Below are 18,070 nucleotides of genomic sequence, written 5' to 3' on the forward strand. Positions count from 1 at the left end.
TAGTATTTTGATTCCACCTTGTACACAAACTCCCAATAGGAAAGAGCTGATAAGTTTTGAAGCAAAAAGAAAATATAGTAAAAAGTAAAACTCGATGGAGATTGACTAGTCTCTTTTTCGTGGTCTTTGTCCTTTTTTCCATCTTAATTCTGCGCCTGGGGTTTATTCAAATTTTTAAAGGAGAAGCCTTTGCGGCTCAAGCTGAGAAGACGGATGTGACCCCTGTCAGCTATTCTGTTCCACGCGGAAAAATATACGACACGAACGATAGGTTAGTAGTCTACAATATTCCGGAAAAGGCGATTATCTATACACCGCCGAAAAATCCGCAGCCAAGCGAACTGCTTGAACTAGCCAAGAAGTTAAATACCTTCCTGGTCATGACTGATAAAGAGATCAATAAAGTGACCGATCGGGATTTGAAAGATATCTGGCTGTTAGTACATAACAATGGCACGGATTTAATCACTAAGAAGGAGGAGAAATTATACGAACAGGAAAAGCTGAATGACAAGGATTTATATCAATTAAAATTGAACCGCATTACAGAAAGCAATCTTCAGGCACTGGACAAAAATCTTGCGGCCATATACCGGAAACTTTCGTCCGCCACCGCTTTAACACCGACGATGGTCAAAAATGAAAATGTAACAGAGGAAGAATTTGCGAAGGTTAATGAAAATCTGGATAACCTGCCGGGTGTGGATGTGACGACCGATTGGAAGAGGGGCCGCACCTACGGGGAAACGTTTTGGAATATGCTTGGGGAAGTTACGAGTGCAGATGAAGGCCTACCGGCAGACAAGGTAGATTACTATACCTCTAAAGGATATAAACTGAATGACCGCGTCGGAAAAAGCTATATTGAAGAGCTTTACGATAGTGTGTTGCAAGGCCATAAGGAAAAAGTGAAAACGGTGACCGATCAAAATGGAAATGTGGTAAGTACAAAGACGGTATTGGAAGGGAAGAGCGGCAAGGATCTTGTTCTGACCGTTGATATGGAGTTCCAGGCCCAGGTGGAAAAAATCATGCAGGAAGAGTTAGTCAGTGCGATCCAAAAACCGCATACGGATACCCTTGACACTGCCTTTGTCGTGGCAATGGAACCGAAAACAGGCCGGATTCTGGCGATGTCAGGAAAAGTGTATGACAGGAAGTCCGGGGAGTTCACCGATTTTACCCCGGGAACCTTCACTTATGCGTTTGAACAGGGGTCCGTTGTAAAAGGTGCCACCGTATTAACCGGATACCAAACGGGTGTCAGGGATTTCGGAGAAACCGAGCTGGATGAAGTCATGCGGTTTAAGGGCTCGGGCACCTTTTCCTCTTACCAAGTCATGAACAGAATTAACGATTTAGAGGCATTAGAGCGTTCATCAAACGTGTATATGTGGAAAACCGCGATTGAAATGATGGGCGGCAAGTATGTCCCCAATGGCACATTAAATATCGACCCGAAAAAAATTGAAACGATCCGCTATTATTTCAACCAATTTGGTTTGGGCGTCCCGACCGGTATTGGTTTTGATAATGAAACCTCGGGAATTAAAGGAACCAATCCAAGTACCTATTTTCAAATTGCCATCGGACAATTAGATACCTATACACCGCTGCAAATTGCCCAGTATATGACAACGATTGCCAATGGAGGTTACCGGATGAAGCCCCAATTGGTGAAGGAGATTCGTGAACCCAATATGGAAGGTAATGAACCAGGGCGCTTGATCAATGAAATTGAACCGGTTGTTCTGAATCAGGTGGGTATGAGTGAGGCGATGCTGAAGAGGGTTCAACAAGGTTTTTGGCTGGTCACCCATGGTTCCCAAGGAACTGCGAGAGGATATTTTAAAGACGAACCGTACAATGCCGCGGGTAAAACAGGGACCTCGGAATCCTATAAAAATGGGGTGAAGACTTGGAATCTTTCTTTTGCTGGTTATGCCCCATTCGATGATCCCGAGATTGCCATTGCTGTTATTGTGCCAAATGCCTACCGTGATGGTTATGCTCAGCCGCACAGTGCAGCGAATATCATCAGCCAGCGGGTTTTTCGTGCATATTTTGACCTTAAGGAAAAAGGACAGCCAACTGCAAAATGATTGACATCTTTTTATTACAAGTGTAGTATTAAGCGTGTAATAAATACTACATATGTAGTATTTAGTGCGTATCCTACTATTTCGCATGTAATCAAATTGTAGAAAGGAGGGATACCTTTCCTCCCCATCATTTCGGGGCAGTTTTTTAAGAAGCTGAAAAAGTGCAATAAGCCGCTTATTCTATTTTCAGAACTTCTAATATTAATAGAAAGAGGTAAAGATTATGAGGAAAACAAATGATATTTTCAACATAAAAAGTTTTATAATTACCCTGCTTGTGCTAGTGGTTGCCATTGTACCGCTCGCCGGCTGGTCAATGACTACTGATACCCTTTCTGACAAGTCCGAAAAGGCAGTCAGGAAAACGCCGGCACCCCAAATACACCGCGAGTTTGCAGAACTCGAGGACAAATATGATGCCCGTCTTGGAGTCTACGCGATCGATACAGGTACAAATCGGAAGGTCTCCTATCGGCCACAAGAGCGGTTCGCTTTCGCATCTACTTACAAAGCTCTAGCCGCAGGTGCATTGCTGAAGCATTCCTCCATTGACCGGCTTGACGAGTTGGTTACATACAACAGCGAGGACATCGTTACGTATTCACCCGTCACAAGCCTTCACGTAGATACCGGGATGACTCTTCGGGAAGTGATTGAGGCTGCTGTTCGATATAGTGACAACACTGCAGGGAACCTTTTATTTGAGAAATTGGGAGGCCCTAAAGGGTTTGAAGCAGCATTGAGGCAGATTGGCGATCACTTAACCCAAGCTGATCGCTACGAGACGGATTTGAACTCAGCCGTTCCTGGAGACAGACGTGACACCAGCACGCCAAAAGCACTTGCAACCAGCCTTCAGGCTTTCGCAGTCGGCGACGTGCTCCCCGCTGAAAAACGGACGCTCCTGACAGATTGGATGCGAGGAAATGCCACTGGAGATGCCTTAATTCGGGCTGGTGCACCAACAGGCTGGGAAGTCGCTGATAAGAGCGGGGCAGGAAGCTATGGAACGCGGAATGACATTGCGGTTGTGTGGCCGCCGAATAGAGCTCCCATTGTCATCGCTGTTCTATCCACCCGCGATACACAGAATGCAGCCTTTGACAATGCGCTAATCGCAGAAGCTGCAAAGGTCGCACTTAACGCTCTTAAGTGAACAGATTAGGTGGGGTTGGAGATTAAGCAGATATTAAATCCCATCATGTAATTCGATTTGGGTATGATTAAGGACTTAATTGTTTCGTGAAAAACTAGTTCAACTAATTTAGCAGATAACAGAATAATAAAGGATAAGTTTATAGATCCTAAAATATGGATGTTTTTAAGAAATACTTGCGTATAAAAAGCCAACTGCCACATTGAAAAGGTAGTTGGCTTTAGTCATTTGGGGATATACCAAGAACGGTATGACTTTCACCCCTTCATTCGCTCAGGCAGGCTCTGGATCGACTGGACGACTAAATCTAGCTTGGATTCTATTCGATAGAGCAGATAGAGTGTCACAACGATAGGGAAGCCAACCTCATTAATAAATGAGATGATTTGTTCCACGGCAAATTCTCTCCTTTCCGATTTATATTTTAAAAGAGGCCGGTTTCGCATATGAACCCGGCCTCCCCTTTAAACGTATTGATTTAACTAGATTGTCTTGCCAATTCACTACCTAACTATTAAACAATTTCATACTCAACCACATTGCGGTCGATAACTCTTGCGCCTTTTGCAGCAACATACCTGCCGCTGGCCGATGTAAATACATCCGCAGCAATAATCTGCTCCATCGATTGTTTGACAGCAGCCTCATCAACCGGCTCCTTCGGATTTTCCACCGCAATACGGGCAGTCTTACCAAACTCCGTGCCAAACATTAATTCCAATGTCTTTGCCATTCCTTTTCACCTCCTTTCTTTGAGGCATGGGTGAGGCATGGGGACGGTTCTTGTGCCTCATTTTTTACTGATTACCTCCTTGTTAGGTTTGAAGTTTTGTTAATTGATAGCCAAATTCATTTAGATCATTAGAACCGTCCCTCTGCATCACTACGCAGTGAGTTCAGTGCTGTCGCTGCGCTCGGTTTTGTTTAGCGGGTAGTTGCATAATGCAGAAATGGCTTGTGCAACTTGGAATAACTGATCAACAGTTGATTCCTTTTTGATATTGCTGAATGTTTTGGTCTTTAGAACAGGATTTCCCTGCTCGTCCAGATCTACCTGGAAGGCCAAGCGAAGCTTTGAACCTTCTAACAATGCTTGTGCCATTGTTTCTCACCTCCTTTCACCCTTTATTTATAGTTTTTGAGGTGAAAAGGATAGGGGGAGGATTAATTTTTTTAAATTTATAATTTTGAGGAGAAGTTTGCTTTTTTAATCAAATGTTTATGTAAATGACAAATAATTTAGATGTGATTGTCTTCTATCCTTGATATATCAGGAAATCTTGCATTTTTAATTAAATGTTTGTGTAGGTGAATTGAGATTGAAATGATGAAGATTGTCGGTTTTTATGAGGTAAGCGGGTTGCTGTTGTAAAGTAAATATGCGTTTGGGAATTTTCTGAGTAGTTGTGGTTGTAAAAAAGTAATTGCGGAAATTCTTTGACAAATAATTTAAATTTAAATAGTCTTAAAATTACAAATATGGTTTAGTATCACATTGATACTAAACTAGCTGACGAGGGGTGAAAGAATGGATTTAATGAATATTCAGCCTGTTGTCCAAAGTATTGCAGATGCGATAGCGGCTGTTTTAAAGATTGAGGTTGAAATTGCCAATCATCATTTTATTAGAGTTGCAGGTACAGGGGAGCAAAGGGTAAGTGTCCTTCACAAAATGGAAGGTGATCTTGTCTATAAATCTGCCATTCGTACCGGGCAGCCAGTCATTATCACAAATCCTGGGTATGCAGAGGTTTGTCAGAGATGCCAATTTTTCCAAAATTGCTCAGAGACCGGGGAGATTTGCACACCAATTACATATGATAACCGGGCGATCGGTGTGATTGGGCTATTGGCATTTAACGAAGAGCAGCGCCAGCGTTTGTTTGAGAACACGGATGGAATATTGACTTTTTTAAGAAAAATGGCAGACCTTTTATCAAGTAAATTGCATTTATACCATCTGAATCAACAGCTTACAAGCAACTCAGAAAAAATGGAAAAATTGATGGATCTTGTCCATGTAGGAATGATTGTGATAGACGAAAAAGGAAAGCTGAATGAAATGAACCTAAAAGCTGAAATGCTATTGGGAGCAGAAAACAAGGCCGTTCCTCTCCATGTACAAAACTTAATTCGTGATTTTGCTTGGGAGTCAGGGGTTTTAAGTCGAACCATTACGCTTGTAACCAGCAGGGGAGAGAAATCTTTGCTTTTGACTAAACAAAAACTATCTTCTCTAGCATCATATCAGACGGAGTATTTGATTAGTATTCAGGATGTCAAAGAGATACGAAATCTTGCAGAAATGGCGGCGGAGGACCAAAAGAAACCGTTTGACCAAATTATTGGTGTCAGCACACAAATCACAGAGGTAAAAAAATACGCCTTTAAGGTATCCCAATCTGACTCCACCGTCTTAATTCAAGGGGAAAGCGGTACGGGGAAGGAGGAATTCGCCACAGCCATTCACCATGCGAGTATGAGGAAAGATCATGCCTTTATTACTGTCAATTGTGGTGCTATTCCCGAGCACTTATTAGAGAGTGAGTTGTTTGGTTATGAGAGAGGCGCGTTTACTGGTGCCAATCAAAAAGGGAAGCCGGGTAAATTTGAATTAGCCCATCAAGGTACGATTTTTTTAGATGAAATAGGGGAGATGCCTCCGCTGTTACAAGTGAAGCTGTTGCGTGTTCTCCAGCAGAAGGAAATAGAACGTCTTGGCAGTACCCATACTATCCCAGTTGATGTACGGGTGATCGCGGCAACGAACAAAGACTTGCAGGAAATGGTGAACAATGGGCTGTTTAGGGAGGATTTGTATTTCCGGCTCAATGTCATTCCTATCGTGATTCCGCCGCTTAGAAGCAGGAAGGAGGACATCATTGCTCTGAGTGACCACTTTATTTCCTTGTTCAATGAACAATTTCATGCGAATGTATTAGGTTTTGGAAAGAATGTCATAAGTGCCATGTTAAATTATCCATGGAAGGGTAATGTTCGAGAACTGAAAAATTTTATTGAATACCTATTTAATTTTATTACCAATGGGTGGATTACCATGGAGGCAGCAGGTGAATTAATTCAACGAAAGCTTGAAATGGAAAAACAGAAGATTCCGCTTACCTCTACATCTTTCTCCTTAGTTGAAATGGAAAAGGATTTGATTAAAAAAGCCCTTCAATACGTTCACAATCATCAGCTTAACGTAGAGGATGCAAGCCAATTATTAGGAATTGGACGAGCAACGCTGTTTCGAAAAATAAAAAAGTATCAAATTGATATTTGATATCAAAATGAGACTTTTTTGTTTTACTAGGAAATTTGCTCCGAATTTTTTATTTTGAGTATCATTTTGATACTTTTTTAAGATTTTCATTTTTATAAAAGCGCTTACTGAAGGGGTTTTCATCTTGGCACGCGACTTGCAATGTATAAGGATAGAAAAACTCTAAAGGAGGAGCAAATATATGCTGCAACAAGTTCAAACAAATAAAGCACCAGCAGCGGTAGGTCCCTATTCCCAAGCAATCATTGCCAATGGTTTTGTTTTTCTATCAGGCATGCTGCCGCTAGATTGTGAAACTGGGAATATAGTAGGGGATTCGGCAGCTGAACAGACAGAGCAAATCTTGAAAAATATTTCAGGATTGCTGTCAGAGTTAAATCTAGGTTTAGAGGATATTGTGAAAGCGACGATCTTCCTTGATTCTATTGATTCATTTCAAAGTGTAAATGAAGTGTATGGATCATATTTTTCAGAACATAAGCCTGCAAGAAGCTGTTTCGAGGTTTCTGCCATCCCTAAAGGGGCAAAGGTGGAAATCGAAGTCATTGCAGTAACAAAATAGAAAAGGAGGGGTTGTTAGTGCAGAGTACCATAAGAAAGGATATAAAGTGGGTTTCCAATACATTCTATGATCCTGTCTATAACGACGATGAATTATCATTTTTTCAAGATAGAGAGGTTGAAAAGATCCACCAGTTTCAAAAATCCCATGAATCCTATACAGAAACACCCTTGCATTCATTAAAAAATTTAGCGGATTATCTTAATGTTTCCGAAATCCTAGTGAAGGATGAATCGTACCGTTTTGGCCTTAACGCTTTTAAGGTAATGGGTGGTATTTATGCGGTGGCAAAGTACCTAGCCAATCAACTTGGTGAAAACATTGAGAACCTTTCATTTAAAGAACTGCAGTCCCCTCGAGTAAAAGAAAAGCTTGGGGAAGTCACCTTTATTTCTGCAACGGACGGGAACCATGGCCGCGGGGTTGCCTGGGCGGCAAGAGAGCTAGGGCATAAATCGATCATTTATATGCCAAAGGGTTCGTCCTTGATTCGTCTGAATGCGATTCGGAACGAAGGAGCAGAGGCGGATATTACGGAGTTAAATTATGACGATGCTGTTCGAATGTGTGCTAACCTTGCAAATAAAAATGGCTGGGTGATGGTTCAAGATACCGCTTGGGAAGGTTATGATGAAATTCCGCTTTGGATCATGCAGGGATATGCCTCGATGGCTAAAGAAGTGGTCGATCAAATGGGCAGCGCCGGAGGAGAACCACCTACACATATTTTCTTGCAGGCCGGAGTTGGATCTTTTGCCGCTGGAATCGCTGCTTATATGGTTCAGCATTATCGGGATAATCCGCCGGTGATTATCGTAGTGGAACCGGAAAAAGCTGATTGTTACTACAGGTCCTTTGCCAATAAAGAAGGGAAGCGCGAGGTTGTCGGCGGGGATATGGACACCATCATGGCCGGCCTAGCTTGCGGGGAACCGAATACAAGGGCGTTTCGGATATTGGGTCAATACGCCAAGGCCGCCTTCTCGTGTAACGATAATATTTCCGCATTGGGGATGCGGCTTTACGGAAATCCGATGAAGGATGACCCTCGGGTTATTTCTGGCGAATCGGGCGCGGTGACCCTCGGGCTTGTCTACTATTTACGGAAATTGGAAGAAGACCAATCTGTAAATGATGAGATATTACTAGACTCAAATTCTAGAATCTTGCTGATTAGCACAGAAGGGGATACGGACCCGGACCATTATAAAAAAGTTGTTTGGGAAGGGCGCTGTCCAATTTAAAATAGGGGCTCGGGCCAAGGCTTTTGAGCGGCTATATTCATTTTTTTGGATGACGTGTTGAAGTACCTGGCCTAAGAGTCGTTTTGGAATAGGAATACAATTTTTCTATAGGGGGAGTTAAGGTGTTATCAGAAAAACAGAAAGAAAGTGTGATTAAGCTTTGTCAATCATTAGTGAGATTAAAAAGTTATTCCGGCCAAGAGGATTTGGTGGCAAAAGAGATTAAGGCATATGCTGAACAGCATGGCTTTGATGATTGTATTGTGGATGAGTACGGGAATGTCATGCTCGTTATAAACGGGAATATGGAGGGACCTACCGTATTATTGGATGGCCATATTGATACTGTACCAGTACATACTGAGCAGTGGACGGTCGACCCTTTTTCAGGCGAAATAAGAGATGGGAAAATTTATGGCAGAGGAACCTCCGATATGAAGGGGGCTGTCAGTGCCATGATTGCTGCGGCGATCAATTTTGCTGAAGATACAAAGAAAGCCTTTCCTGGTAAGGTTGTTGTTTCATGCAGCGTCCATGAGGAGTGCTTTGAGGGCGTAGCGACAAGACGGGTTAGTGAAATTGTAAACCCAGATTATGTAGTCATTGGAGAGGCTACGAATTTAAAACTAAATCGGGGACAAAGGGGACGTGCGGAAATTGTTGTCGAAACCGTTGGAAAACCAGCCCATTCCTCTAATCCAGAAAAAGGAATTAATGCGGTCTATCATATGATGAAGCTCCTTTCTGAGATTCGGAACCTGCCAGTGAATGAACATGAGGTATTAGGAAAAGGAATTCTTGAATTAACGGATATCAAATCATCTCCTTATCCTGGGGCATCTGTCGTTCCATCCTTATGTACAGTGACATTTGACCGCCGGCTGCTAGTGGGGGAAACAAAGGAATCCGTTTTAGCGCCAATCCAGGATCTCATTGATAAGCTCCGGTTGGGGGATTCGCAGTTTAAAGCAAGCGTAAAGTACGCTTTCGGCGAGGAACGCTGTTATACAGGGGCCCTAATTAGTGATGAGCGATTTTTCCCGGGATGGGTATATGATGATGACGAAGATTTTGTCCAGCTTCCATTAAAAGAATTAGCTGCGATTGGACTCACACCTGAGTTGTCTCATTATTCCTTCTGTACAAATGGAAGCCACTTTGCAGGTGAAGTAAATATTCCAACAATCGGCTTTGGTCCGTCTTTAGAATCACAGGCCCACGTTGATGATGAATATATCGAGATAGATCAATTGGTAAAAGCTACAGCAGGCTACTCGGCTATTATGAGAGCGTTAACATCCATTCATACCAAGGAAAGGGAGACTGTAAAACATGTATGATTTAATTATTCGCAACGGGAAAATTATTGATGGAACGGGTTCTCCATGGTACTACGGGGACTTGGCAATTGAGAACGGAAAAATCGCCAAGATTGGAAAATTAACAAATTGCCAGGCTAAGGAAGAAATTGATGCGAAGAATCAGGTTGTAAGTCCTGGATTTATTGATATGCATACCCATTCCGACCTTGTTATTCTTGATGAGCCTTTGATTGAAGCAAAGGTTCGCCAGGGAATTACAACCGACTTGCTGGGGCAGGACGGAATTGCTGCAGCCCCGCTGCCAAAGGAATATGTTTCGCCATGGAGAAAAAATCTGGCTGGATTGGATGGAAACCCGCCAATTGAATGGGACTGGACAACAATTTCTGAATATTTGGATAAGATTGAGAGGAACAATCCAAGCTATAATTTAGCGGTGCTTGCCCCGCACGGGAATATCCGGATGGAGGTTATGGGACTCGACAATCGTCCGGCTACAGATGACGAAATTAAACAAATGCAAGATGTACTCCGCCGTTCTCTAGATGAAGGAGCAGTTGGCTTATCGACGGGATTAATTTATCCGCCATGCTGTTTTGCCGAAATGAAAGAATTAGAGGCATTATGCCAAGTAATTGCGGAATACGGTGTGCCGCTTGTCATCCACCAAAGAAGTGAAGGCGACGAAATTTTAGAATCCATGCAGGAATTGATTGACATGATGAAACGGTGCGGAGCCCACCTTCATTTTTCACACTTAAAGAACTGCGGTAAGGATAACTGGCATAAGACACCGGATGTATTAAAAAAGATTGACCAAGCTCGGGAAGAAGGGTTAGAAGTAACCTTTGACCAGTACCCATACACGGCCGGAAGTACGATGCTGAGTGCCATTCTACCGCCTTGGGTCCATGCTGGCGGCACTGATCAACTGCTCGAACGCCTTGCTGATGAAGGGCTTCGGAAGAAAATGATCCAGGAGATGGCAACAGGCTTTAAGGGTTGGGACAGCATGTCGAAGTGGGCCGGTTGGGATGGAATTATTGTTACATCCGTAGAATCCGCTGAGAAACAGTATTGTGTAGGCAAGACGATTGAACAAATTGCTGAATTAGATGGTCGGGAAAATTGTGCCGAAGTAGCTCTGGACTTGATTCTTCACGAGAAAAATGGGGTTGGGATGATTGATTTTGTCATGAATGAGGAATCCGTTAAGGCGATCCTTGCACACCCGGCTGGGACGATTGGAAGTGACGGTTTATTAGGCGGTGAACCACATCCTCGTGCCTACGGTTCATTTCCTCGGATTCTTGGAAAATATGTAAGGGAAGAAAAGGTTCTCCCGTTAGAAGATATGATTCGCCGTATGACGTCCCAGCCTGCGAGAATCATAGGTTTGCAGGACCGCGGGATCTTACGTGAGGGATTGGCCGCTGATATTGTCATCTTTAACCCAGACGAAATTATCGACCGAGCCACATTTGAAAAACCGCGCCAGTTCAATCTTGGAATTGATACGGTCATCGTCAACGGTGAGGTTGTCATTCAAGGTGAGCAGGCTTATCGGAAAGCTGTGGGAAAGGTGATTCGCCGTCATTATCCAGGGGTTCAAGGAGTTAATGAAAAAGAGTTATTGTCCCGTTAAGAACAGAGCTGAAATGTAGATTGTCATGCAAGCTATTTTTAAGGAGGATGATTTATGGGAATTATTTGGACAATTGTTATCGTTTATATGGCAGCCATGATTGGAATTGGGTTATATGCAAAAACAAAGGTCAAGGATAGTAACGATTATCACCTAGCAGGTCGTCGATTAGGTCCGATTATGCTTGCAGGGACATTGGCCGCAACTGAGATCGGCGGAGGAAGTTCTGTTGGTGTCGCCTCTAAAGCTTATGGTGATTGGGGGCTGTCTGCCGGCTGGTATGTGGTATCGGCCGGGATTGGTATATTACTAGTATCTTTTGTGGCCCCTTATATGCGGAAGGCAATGGCGACAACTGTTCCGGAGATTATTGGCCGGAGATATGGTAAGAGCAGTTATGCTATATCTAGTTTCTTGTCTTTTGTTGCTTCAACTGCCTTGGCTGCAGTTCAAATAACAGCAACGGCATCAATTGTCCATATATTAACAGGTTTTAGTGTAACATGGGCAATTCTGATCGCAGGATTAGGGGTTGTATTCTACACCTATCTAGGTGGAATGTGGAGTGTTACACTTACGGATTTTGTGCAATTTTTCCTTATTGTTTTTGGGTTTGCGATTGCTGTTCCCTTCGCCTTTCACAGTGCGGGGGGTGTAGACGCAGTTATGTCCAATCTGCCGAAGGAACAGTTAGGCTTTACCAAGATTGGATGGGGAACCATCATCGGGTTAACCATCATGTACTTTATGACCTTTTCAACTGGACAGGAAGCGGTACAGCGCTACTACTCCGCAAAAAATCAGAAAGTAGCTGTAACAGGTTCACTATTATGCGGCATCTTAATGACATTATATGCCTTCATTCCGGCTGTTCTTGGTTTAATTGCGTTAGCTGTGTTTCCTACGATTAATGCCAATGATGCATTGGCCACCGTTTCTGTTGAATTATTGCCGCCGCTTATTTCAGGGCTTCTCCTGTCAGGTGTCATTTCTGCAACATTGTCTAGCGCCTCTGGAAATTTACTTGCTGTAGCAAGTGTATTCGTAAAAGATATTTATCCTATTGTTACAAAGAAAGCCGTTGAACCTCATAAAGAGCTTAAATTAAGTAAAATGCTTGTGGTGATCTCAGGTTTTGTGGCGGTTGGCATTTCTTTATTCAGCCAACAGATCATTCCGTTGCTTGTTTTTGCCTTTACCCTTCGTTCAACCGGCCCATTTGCAGCATATCTACTAGGATTGGTATGGGATAAGGTTACGCCAAAAGCCGGTTTGTACTCTATTATTGCAGGAACCGTTATCGGGCTCGGATGGCAGCTGGCAAAAGAACCATTTGGTATCATGGCTGTCATTGCCGGAAGCGTAGCCAGTCTCCTAACCTTCTTGATCGTAAATAAAATCGAACTCAATAGAGGGGTCCCGGCAGCGCCTTCGGCGTATAATCAGGAGGATCAGTATACGGCATAAAGTGGTATTGCAACTTGCTAACTATAATAAGGCAACTGTTCTTTTAGTAGAGATTGGTATATTGATTCGAAAAAGCCAACAACTTCAAAGGTTGTTGGCTTTTATTGTTAGGTGTGGGCTGGATTGGGAGGATCACCTTAATTCAAGCATTAATTACATTAGTTTAGTTAGAATTGCTTAACTTCAATTGTGATTTTAACTCACTTTGCACCCTTTGTTTCTCTTCAGGAGCGACTATTCCATAATAAATTTTGTTAATCTTTGTGCCTGTTTCTTTTATCTCGATTTGTTCAATGCTGTTTCCGGCCGTTTTATCATTTTTTTGAATGGCGGCCATTTGGTCAAAGGTTAAGTTTGTTTTGACATTTTTACCAAGGGCGGAGAAGATATCAGAGAAGTTTGTTAAGGTAGAAAGGCTGGCACCTTCTTTAATAACTGCTTGAATGATTTGACGCTGCCTTTCTTGTCGGCCAAAATCCCCTCTAGGGTCCTCGTGTCTCATCCTCGAATAACTTAACGCTTCATCGCCATTTAGGTTGATCTTCCCTTTTGCGAAATGGTATTGGTCGACAGTAAAGTCCAAGTCATTCTGAACTGTCACCCCGCCAACCGCATTGACAATGTCTTTGAAGCCCTCCATGTTAATTTGGATATAATAATCGATCGGGATATCGAGAAAGTTTTCAACGGTATCCATTGCCATCGGTACTCCGCCGAAGGCATAAGCATGATTGATCTTGTCCTCTTTTCCCTTGCCCACTATTTCAGTGCGTGTGTCACGCGGTATGCTTAACATTTTTACCGATTGTTTTTGTGGGTTAACAGCCAAGACAATCATGGAGTCAGAACGACCTTTGTCACCTTGCCGTTCATCGACACCCAGCATTAAGACAGTAAATGGATCCTTCTTTACTTCAACTGGCTCTTGTCGTTTATCTGACTGTTTTCGCTCGATTGGCTGGTGCATGGTATCAACGGCGGTTTTAAACGATTTATATATGGAATAACTGTAAATTCCGAATGATAAGAACAACACAAGAAGAGTGATGAGCGTTATTTTGACCCATTTTCTCTTCTTTTTTTGGGTTTTCATTTAGGGAATCCTCCTTTATTTTAAACTGTTGGCTGGGTTATATAAACGATACAAATCCTGATGCCGTTTTTTTGAGAGACAGTTGGCCTCAGTCTTCCATTTTCTCACAAAACAATATTTATGTAACTATTAACTTTTTCCAAGAAAAGAAAGGTGCCGTCAAATATAACAGTTATAAAAACCTTCCTTGCAGGAGGGCACCGGGGATACAATAAGGAAAAAGAGCGATAGAAAACTAGTAAAAGAATCTAAGCCATGGAAATATATCTGAATACCTTATATTGAGTCTATATAAGAATAGATGACGATAAGAAAAAAGGTGTGATTAAATGGAAAAAAATGAAGATTCAAAGAGGGATTTAAAGCAGCAAAACTCCTGTGTAATTGGACCTAACGATGCAAAAGAGCGTCGGAAGGAAGCGTATCATGTTCGTGGAGAAATTGCAGAATTCCAAAAAAAGGCCCCCCTCCCGGAACATCACTGTAATAACGATGAACACTTGTATTTTAATAAAATTGCAAACTATTCCAAAGGGCTTCCTCACAATTCACTTGGAGAGGTCGATCTTAAGGCGTATAAATCCTTTATTCATTCATTAAGGACAGGCCGCCCCTGTGATTTTGAATCGATTCCAATAGGCGGAGTTGCCAAACTTTCTAACCCTCAAGCCTCTTATGCATTTGAACTAGTTGGACCTGATAGTCACCATTTAAGTGTAAAGGCTCCTCCGTCATTCAGCAGTGCATGGGAGGCAAGTGAGATTGCAGAAGTTTACTGGCAGGCAATTACACGTGATGTCCCTTTTGAGGATTATAACACCAATCCTCTGACCTTATTGGCAGCCTCGGACCTATCCAAATTTTCGGATTTCCGGGGACCAAAGGTTAATAGATTGGTTTCTACTGGTACTTTATTCCGGGGTGTAACGCCGGGTGACCTAATCGGACCATATATCTCCCAGTTTTTGTTGAATGACATTCCCTATGGGGCCACAACCATTATCCAGAGATACAGAACCACACTAGCAGGGGACGATCACATGACATCTTATCAAGAATGGTTAAATATTCAGGACGGATTATCCCCAATAACGAAAAATACTATCGATCCTACTCCTCGGTATATCCGTAATGGCCGTGACTTAGCCGCATTTGTTCACAAGGATTTTAACTACCAATCTATACTTGGCGCTTGTTTAATTCTATCCAGCTTAGGAAGTGCTGCACTTGACCCAGCTAACCCTTATCTAGATTCCAAAACACAGGTTGGTTTCATCACTTTTGGAATACCTCATATTCTGGATTGGGTGGCTAAAGCCGCGAGGTCAGCATTAGAGGCTGGTTGGTTCCAGAAGTTTTTGGTCCACCGGCGGCTGAGGCCAGAAGAGTTTGGTGGGCGCCTCCACAATCACATGACCGGAGCTGCCTGTTATCCTATTCATACAGAACTCCTTAATTCCCAAGTAGTTCCCCAGGTTCATAGCAAGTTTGGAACCTATCTTTTGCCCCAGGCTTATTCCGAAGGTTGCCCCACTCATCCATCCTATCCAGCTGGACATGCATGTATGGTCGGGGCTGGAGTAACAATGCTAAAAGCATTTTTTAATGAAGGGTTCGTTCTCCCTAATCCCGTTGCAGCTTCTTCTGATGGGCTGTCATTGATTCCTTTCCAAGGACCTTCTTTGACAATAGGAGGAGAATTAAACAAACTTGCATCTAACATCGCCCTTGGACGGGATGCTGCCGGCGTCCATTGGCGTTCTGACGGCATTGAGGGGCTAAAATTGGGTGAAGCAGTTGCTATCGGTATCATACAGGATTACAAAAAGACTTATAATGAGAATTTTAACGGATTTACTCTAACCAAATTTGACGGAACTACCATAAAAATTGGATCGTCCATTTAATTTTGGTTGAACTTTAAATGAAACCAACTAGTAAAAATAATGCCCTCAAGACTGTTCAAAAACAATTCTTGGGGGCATCCAGTTTCCAACTATATAGTAGGTAGTTATAAAGTATGAAATTAGATTGTGCTGTTCGTTATGGAAGAGTGCAGCGTGGGCAGCTTCCGTTTATGGGATTCTTGTTTGCCCAAACATTCTCAGGTTTGTCTGATGACGTGACTAAGTATATAAAAGAAATTTGCCAACTACATAATATGGATGAAAATAGGGCGCTGAAAGAAGTAAAAGAAGGGATTAACAAAGGTTGGGGGAAAAAGTTAATCAACTCGCCTTCAGAACGGCTGGAGTTTTTTGTGAAGGGCGGATTTAAAGGCTAACTAACAAAAGGGGGATATCAGCTTGGATCAATTATTTGTATATGATGGCGATATTGATGGAATGGATTCAGCCTAAACATCGAGCATCTATATGGCAATCAAACCATCTTTGAAAAACTAAAAAACTTCGAAAGATCCTGGGGGGTCTTCAAAGTCGAGTGATTCAACTGGAGCACAATTCGTTGTCGATGGCGGTATGATTTCAGATTTGTAATTAAATTAAACTTATACTTCAACACAATAAAGGATAAATTTAAAGAACCTAAAATATGCAAGACTTTAGGAAATACTTGCGTATAAAAAGCCAACTGCCAAAATTGTGAAAAGGTAGTTGGCTTTAGTCATTATGGGAATACCAAAGGGGCGGTAAACAAATACGTGCCCCTCTACTTTTGGTTAATTTGTCAGTTTATAATAGAAATTAAATACGATTCTATCTATTAGTTTCGACAAACTCCTTCTTTGGGCCTAATTATAATGAATAATGGCTACATATAAGGAATGAGGGAGGAAAAAAGTTGAAAAGAATTTTAAAGCTGTTGCCGTTGCTTTTAGTGGTCAGTTTATTTTTTACAACATCGGGATTTGCCAAGAGTGAAAATGCAAAAAAGTCACTGGTTGCATTGGGGGATTCTATTCCATTTGGGTTTGGGCTTACAGATAGTATTGATGAACCATCTAGAGAGGCCTTTCCGTATTTAATTGGAAAAGCAGCCGACCTGCGCGTTCGAAACTTGGCAGTCCCAGGATGGAAGACAGCAGACTTGTTGAATGCGCTAAATCATGATCAAAAGTTCATTCAAGCGGTAAGTAAGGCAGATTATATTACGTTGAATATTGGCAGTAATGATTTGTTAAAGCCAATTAAAGATGCTTTTGTGGCGAGCGGGGGAAATCTGGATAATGAGACCATAATAAGGTTAATTAATACCCAAATTGTTCCGTCTATCCCAATTCTTCAACAAAATATTGTTTCCATTGTTGGAAAAATTAATGCCCTAAACCCTAATGCTAAAATAGTGCTATATAATTTTTATAATCCGTTTCTATTCCTTGGTCCGTCACACCCAATCAATGCGTTAGGTGACCCTCTTATTCAGTTTATCAATCAAACACTAGAGGGGTTAAACAGTCCGCGTGTAGTCGTTGCCAATGCTTACATCATCGGATTGAATCCGTTAAACCTTTTACCAGGAGACATCCACCCTTCTCTTGCGGGGCATGAGCTGCTTGCTATTATTGGCTTGAACGCATTAGAAATAGAATAATATTATTAGAGTAGGGCTGTTGAAGAAAATCAACAGCCTTATTTAATTTAGAATTTTTAAGAGGTTATTGTTTACTTTTTGTTGAATTACTAATATACAAAAAGTAAAAAGGTGGAAAGTATATGAACTCAACGGTTTCTCCGATTGCCGGTAAGGTAAATAATGTATTTATTCATGTTAGTGATTTAAAAAAATCTGCAGAATGGTACAGTGATTTACTTGGGTTACCGTTTAATAAGGAAGAAGTTCATTCTCCTGTTTACAATGTCCCTGTAACTTCAGAAACCGGACTTACTTTAGATGATCACACATTTGACCTAGGCTTTAAATTGAAGCCCTCAGACCACGTTTTATTTAACTTCTTCGTCAAAGATATTGATGAAGCATACCAGTTTATTAAAAATAAAGGAATAGTAGTTGTTAAAGAAATAGAGCGCATAGGTGATTTTGCTTATTTTAATTTCAAGGATTTAGATGGTAATGTTTTAATGATATGTAATTGTTAAGGTTCTGAGCAAGGGTAAGTTTTTTTACCTTTGCTTTTTTATTTGGTTCACTATTGGGGAACCTGGCCAAGAAAGGGAAGTCAAGGTATCAGACAAACACCGGTTCAGGGGCAATCCAAGGTTCCTTTTTCAAAA

16 protein-coding genes are annotated in these 18,070 nt (G+C 41.9%); 12 read left to right on the plus strand and 4 right to left on the minus strand.

From position 1 onward, the window contains the following. The first annotated feature begins 56 nt into the window (after positions 1-56). Positions 57-2,102, plus strand: a complete 2,046-nt coding sequence (locus tag ACFPA1_RS18050) for a peptidoglycan D,D-transpeptidase FtsI family protein (RefSeq protein ID WP_378584483.1) — start codon at positions 57-59, stop codon at positions 2,100-2,102. Positions 2,103-2,325: 223 nt separating this feature from the next. Beyond that, the gene (gene bla, locus ACFPA1_RS18055; protein ID WP_378584484.1) at positions 2,326-3,258 is read left to right on the plus strand and encodes a class A beta-lactamase; all 933 of its coding nucleotides are present in this window, start codon (positions 2,326-2,328) and stop codon (positions 3,256-3,258) included. 257 nt (positions 3,259-3,515) lie between these two features. On the opposite strand, the gene ACFPA1_RS18060 is transcribed toward bla, so the two are convergent. The 3 genes from ACFPA1_RS18060 to ACFPA1_RS18070 form a co-directional block, all read right to left on the minus strand. Beyond that, positions 3,516-3,653, minus strand: a complete 138-nt coding sequence (locus tag ACFPA1_RS18060; RefSeq protein WP_213117301.1) for a YvrJ family protein — start codon at positions 3,651-3,653, stop codon at positions 3,516-3,518. Between the two features lie 119 nt (positions 3,654-3,772). Then, the gene (locus ACFPA1_RS18065) at positions 3,773-3,991 is read right to left on the minus strand and encodes a DUF2922 domain-containing protein (RefSeq protein WP_378584486.1); all 219 of its coding nucleotides are present in this window, start codon (positions 3,989-3,991) and stop codon (positions 3,773-3,775) included. 150 nt (positions 3,992-4,141) lie between these two features. Beyond that, entirely contained in the window at positions 4,142-4,360 is a 219-nt protein-coding gene (locus ACFPA1_RS18070) for a DUF1659 domain-containing protein (RefSeq protein WP_378584488.1), read from the minus strand. Between the two features lie 426 nt (positions 4,361-4,786). On the opposite strand from ACFPA1_RS18070, the gene ACFPA1_RS18075 reads away from it, so the two are divergent. From ACFPA1_RS18075 to ACFPA1_RS18100, 6 genes are all read left to right on the plus strand, one after another. Next, positions 4,787-6,544 carry a sigma 54-interacting transcriptional regulator gene (locus tag ACFPA1_RS18075; protein WP_378584490.1) on the plus strand — a complete coding sequence of 586 codons (1,758 nt, stop codon included), beginning with the start codon at positions 4,787-4,789 and terminating at the stop codon, positions 6,542-6,544. Positions 6,545-6,728: 184 nt separating this feature from the next. Beyond that, positions 6,729-7,106, plus strand: coding sequence for a RidA family protein (locus ACFPA1_RS18080; protein ID WP_378584650.1), 378 nt, complete (start codon positions 6,729-6,731; stop codon positions 7,104-7,106). A 17-nt stretch (positions 7,107-7,123) separates the two neighbouring features. Further along, positions 7,124-8,350: a diaminopropionate ammonia-lyase gene (dpaL, locus tag ACFPA1_RS18085; protein WP_378584492.1), complete on the plus strand. Its 1,227-nt coding sequence runs from the start codon at positions 7,124-7,126 to the stop codon at positions 8,348-8,350. Positions 8,351-8,472: 122 nt separating this feature from the next. Then, positions 8,473-9,690, plus strand: coding sequence for a YgeY family selenium metabolism-linked hydrolase (locus ACFPA1_RS18090; RefSeq protein ID WP_378584493.1), 1,218 nt, complete (start codon positions 8,473-8,475; stop codon positions 9,688-9,690). After that, complete coding sequence (locus ACFPA1_RS18095) at positions 9,683-11,317, plus strand: N-acyl-D-amino-acid deacylase family protein (protein WP_378584494.1); 1,635 nt, start codon at positions 9,683-9,685, stop codon at positions 11,315-11,317. Before ACFPA1_RS18090 ends, ACFPA1_RS18095 begins: the two co-directional genes overlap by 8 nt. Positions 11,318-11,371: 54 nt before the next feature. Continuing rightward, entirely contained in the window at positions 11,372-12,784 is a 1,413-nt protein-coding gene (locus ACFPA1_RS18100) for a sodium:solute symporter family transporter (RefSeq protein WP_378584496.1), read from the plus strand. Between the two features lie 163 nt (positions 12,785-12,947). Here the strand turns inward: ACFPA1_RS18100 and ACFPA1_RS18105 are convergent, their stop codons facing one another. Then, on the minus strand, positions 12,948-13,877 hold the full coding sequence (locus ACFPA1_RS18105; protein WP_378584498.1) for a LytR family transcriptional regulator: 930 nt from the start codon (positions 13,875-13,877) through the stop codon (positions 12,948-12,950). 329 nt (positions 13,878-14,206) lie between these two features. Between ACFPA1_RS18105 and ACFPA1_RS18110 the strand changes: the two genes are divergently transcribed. From ACFPA1_RS18110 to ACFPA1_RS18125, 4 genes are all read left to right on the plus strand, one after another. Further along, positions 14,207-15,784: a vanadium-dependent haloperoxidase gene (locus ACFPA1_RS18110; RefSeq protein ID WP_378584500.1), complete on the plus strand. Its 1,578-nt coding sequence runs from the start codon at positions 14,207-14,209 to the stop codon at positions 15,782-15,784. Positions 15,785-15,897: 113 nt separating this feature from the next. Further along, on the plus strand, positions 15,898-16,161 hold the full coding sequence (locus tag ACFPA1_RS18115) for a hypothetical protein (protein ID WP_378584501.1): 264 nt from the start codon (positions 15,898-15,900) through the stop codon (positions 16,159-16,161). A gap of 518 nt (positions 16,162-16,679) precedes the next feature. After that, positions 16,680-17,429, plus strand: coding sequence for an SGNH/GDSL hydrolase family protein (locus tag ACFPA1_RS18120; protein WP_378584502.1), 750 nt, complete (start codon positions 16,680-16,682; stop codon positions 17,427-17,429). 122 nt (positions 17,430-17,551) lie between these two features. Next, positions 17,552-17,935, plus strand: coding sequence for a VOC family protein (locus tag ACFPA1_RS18125; protein WP_378584503.1), 384 nt, complete (start codon positions 17,552-17,554; stop codon positions 17,933-17,935). Positions 17,936-18,070 lie beyond the last annotated feature (135 nt).

The organism is Neobacillus sp. GCM10023253 (assembly GCF_042653105.1).
In the GTDB taxonomy this organism is placed as follows: Bacteria; Bacillota; Bacilli; order Bacillales; family Cytobacillaceae; genus Neobacillus; species Neobacillus citreus.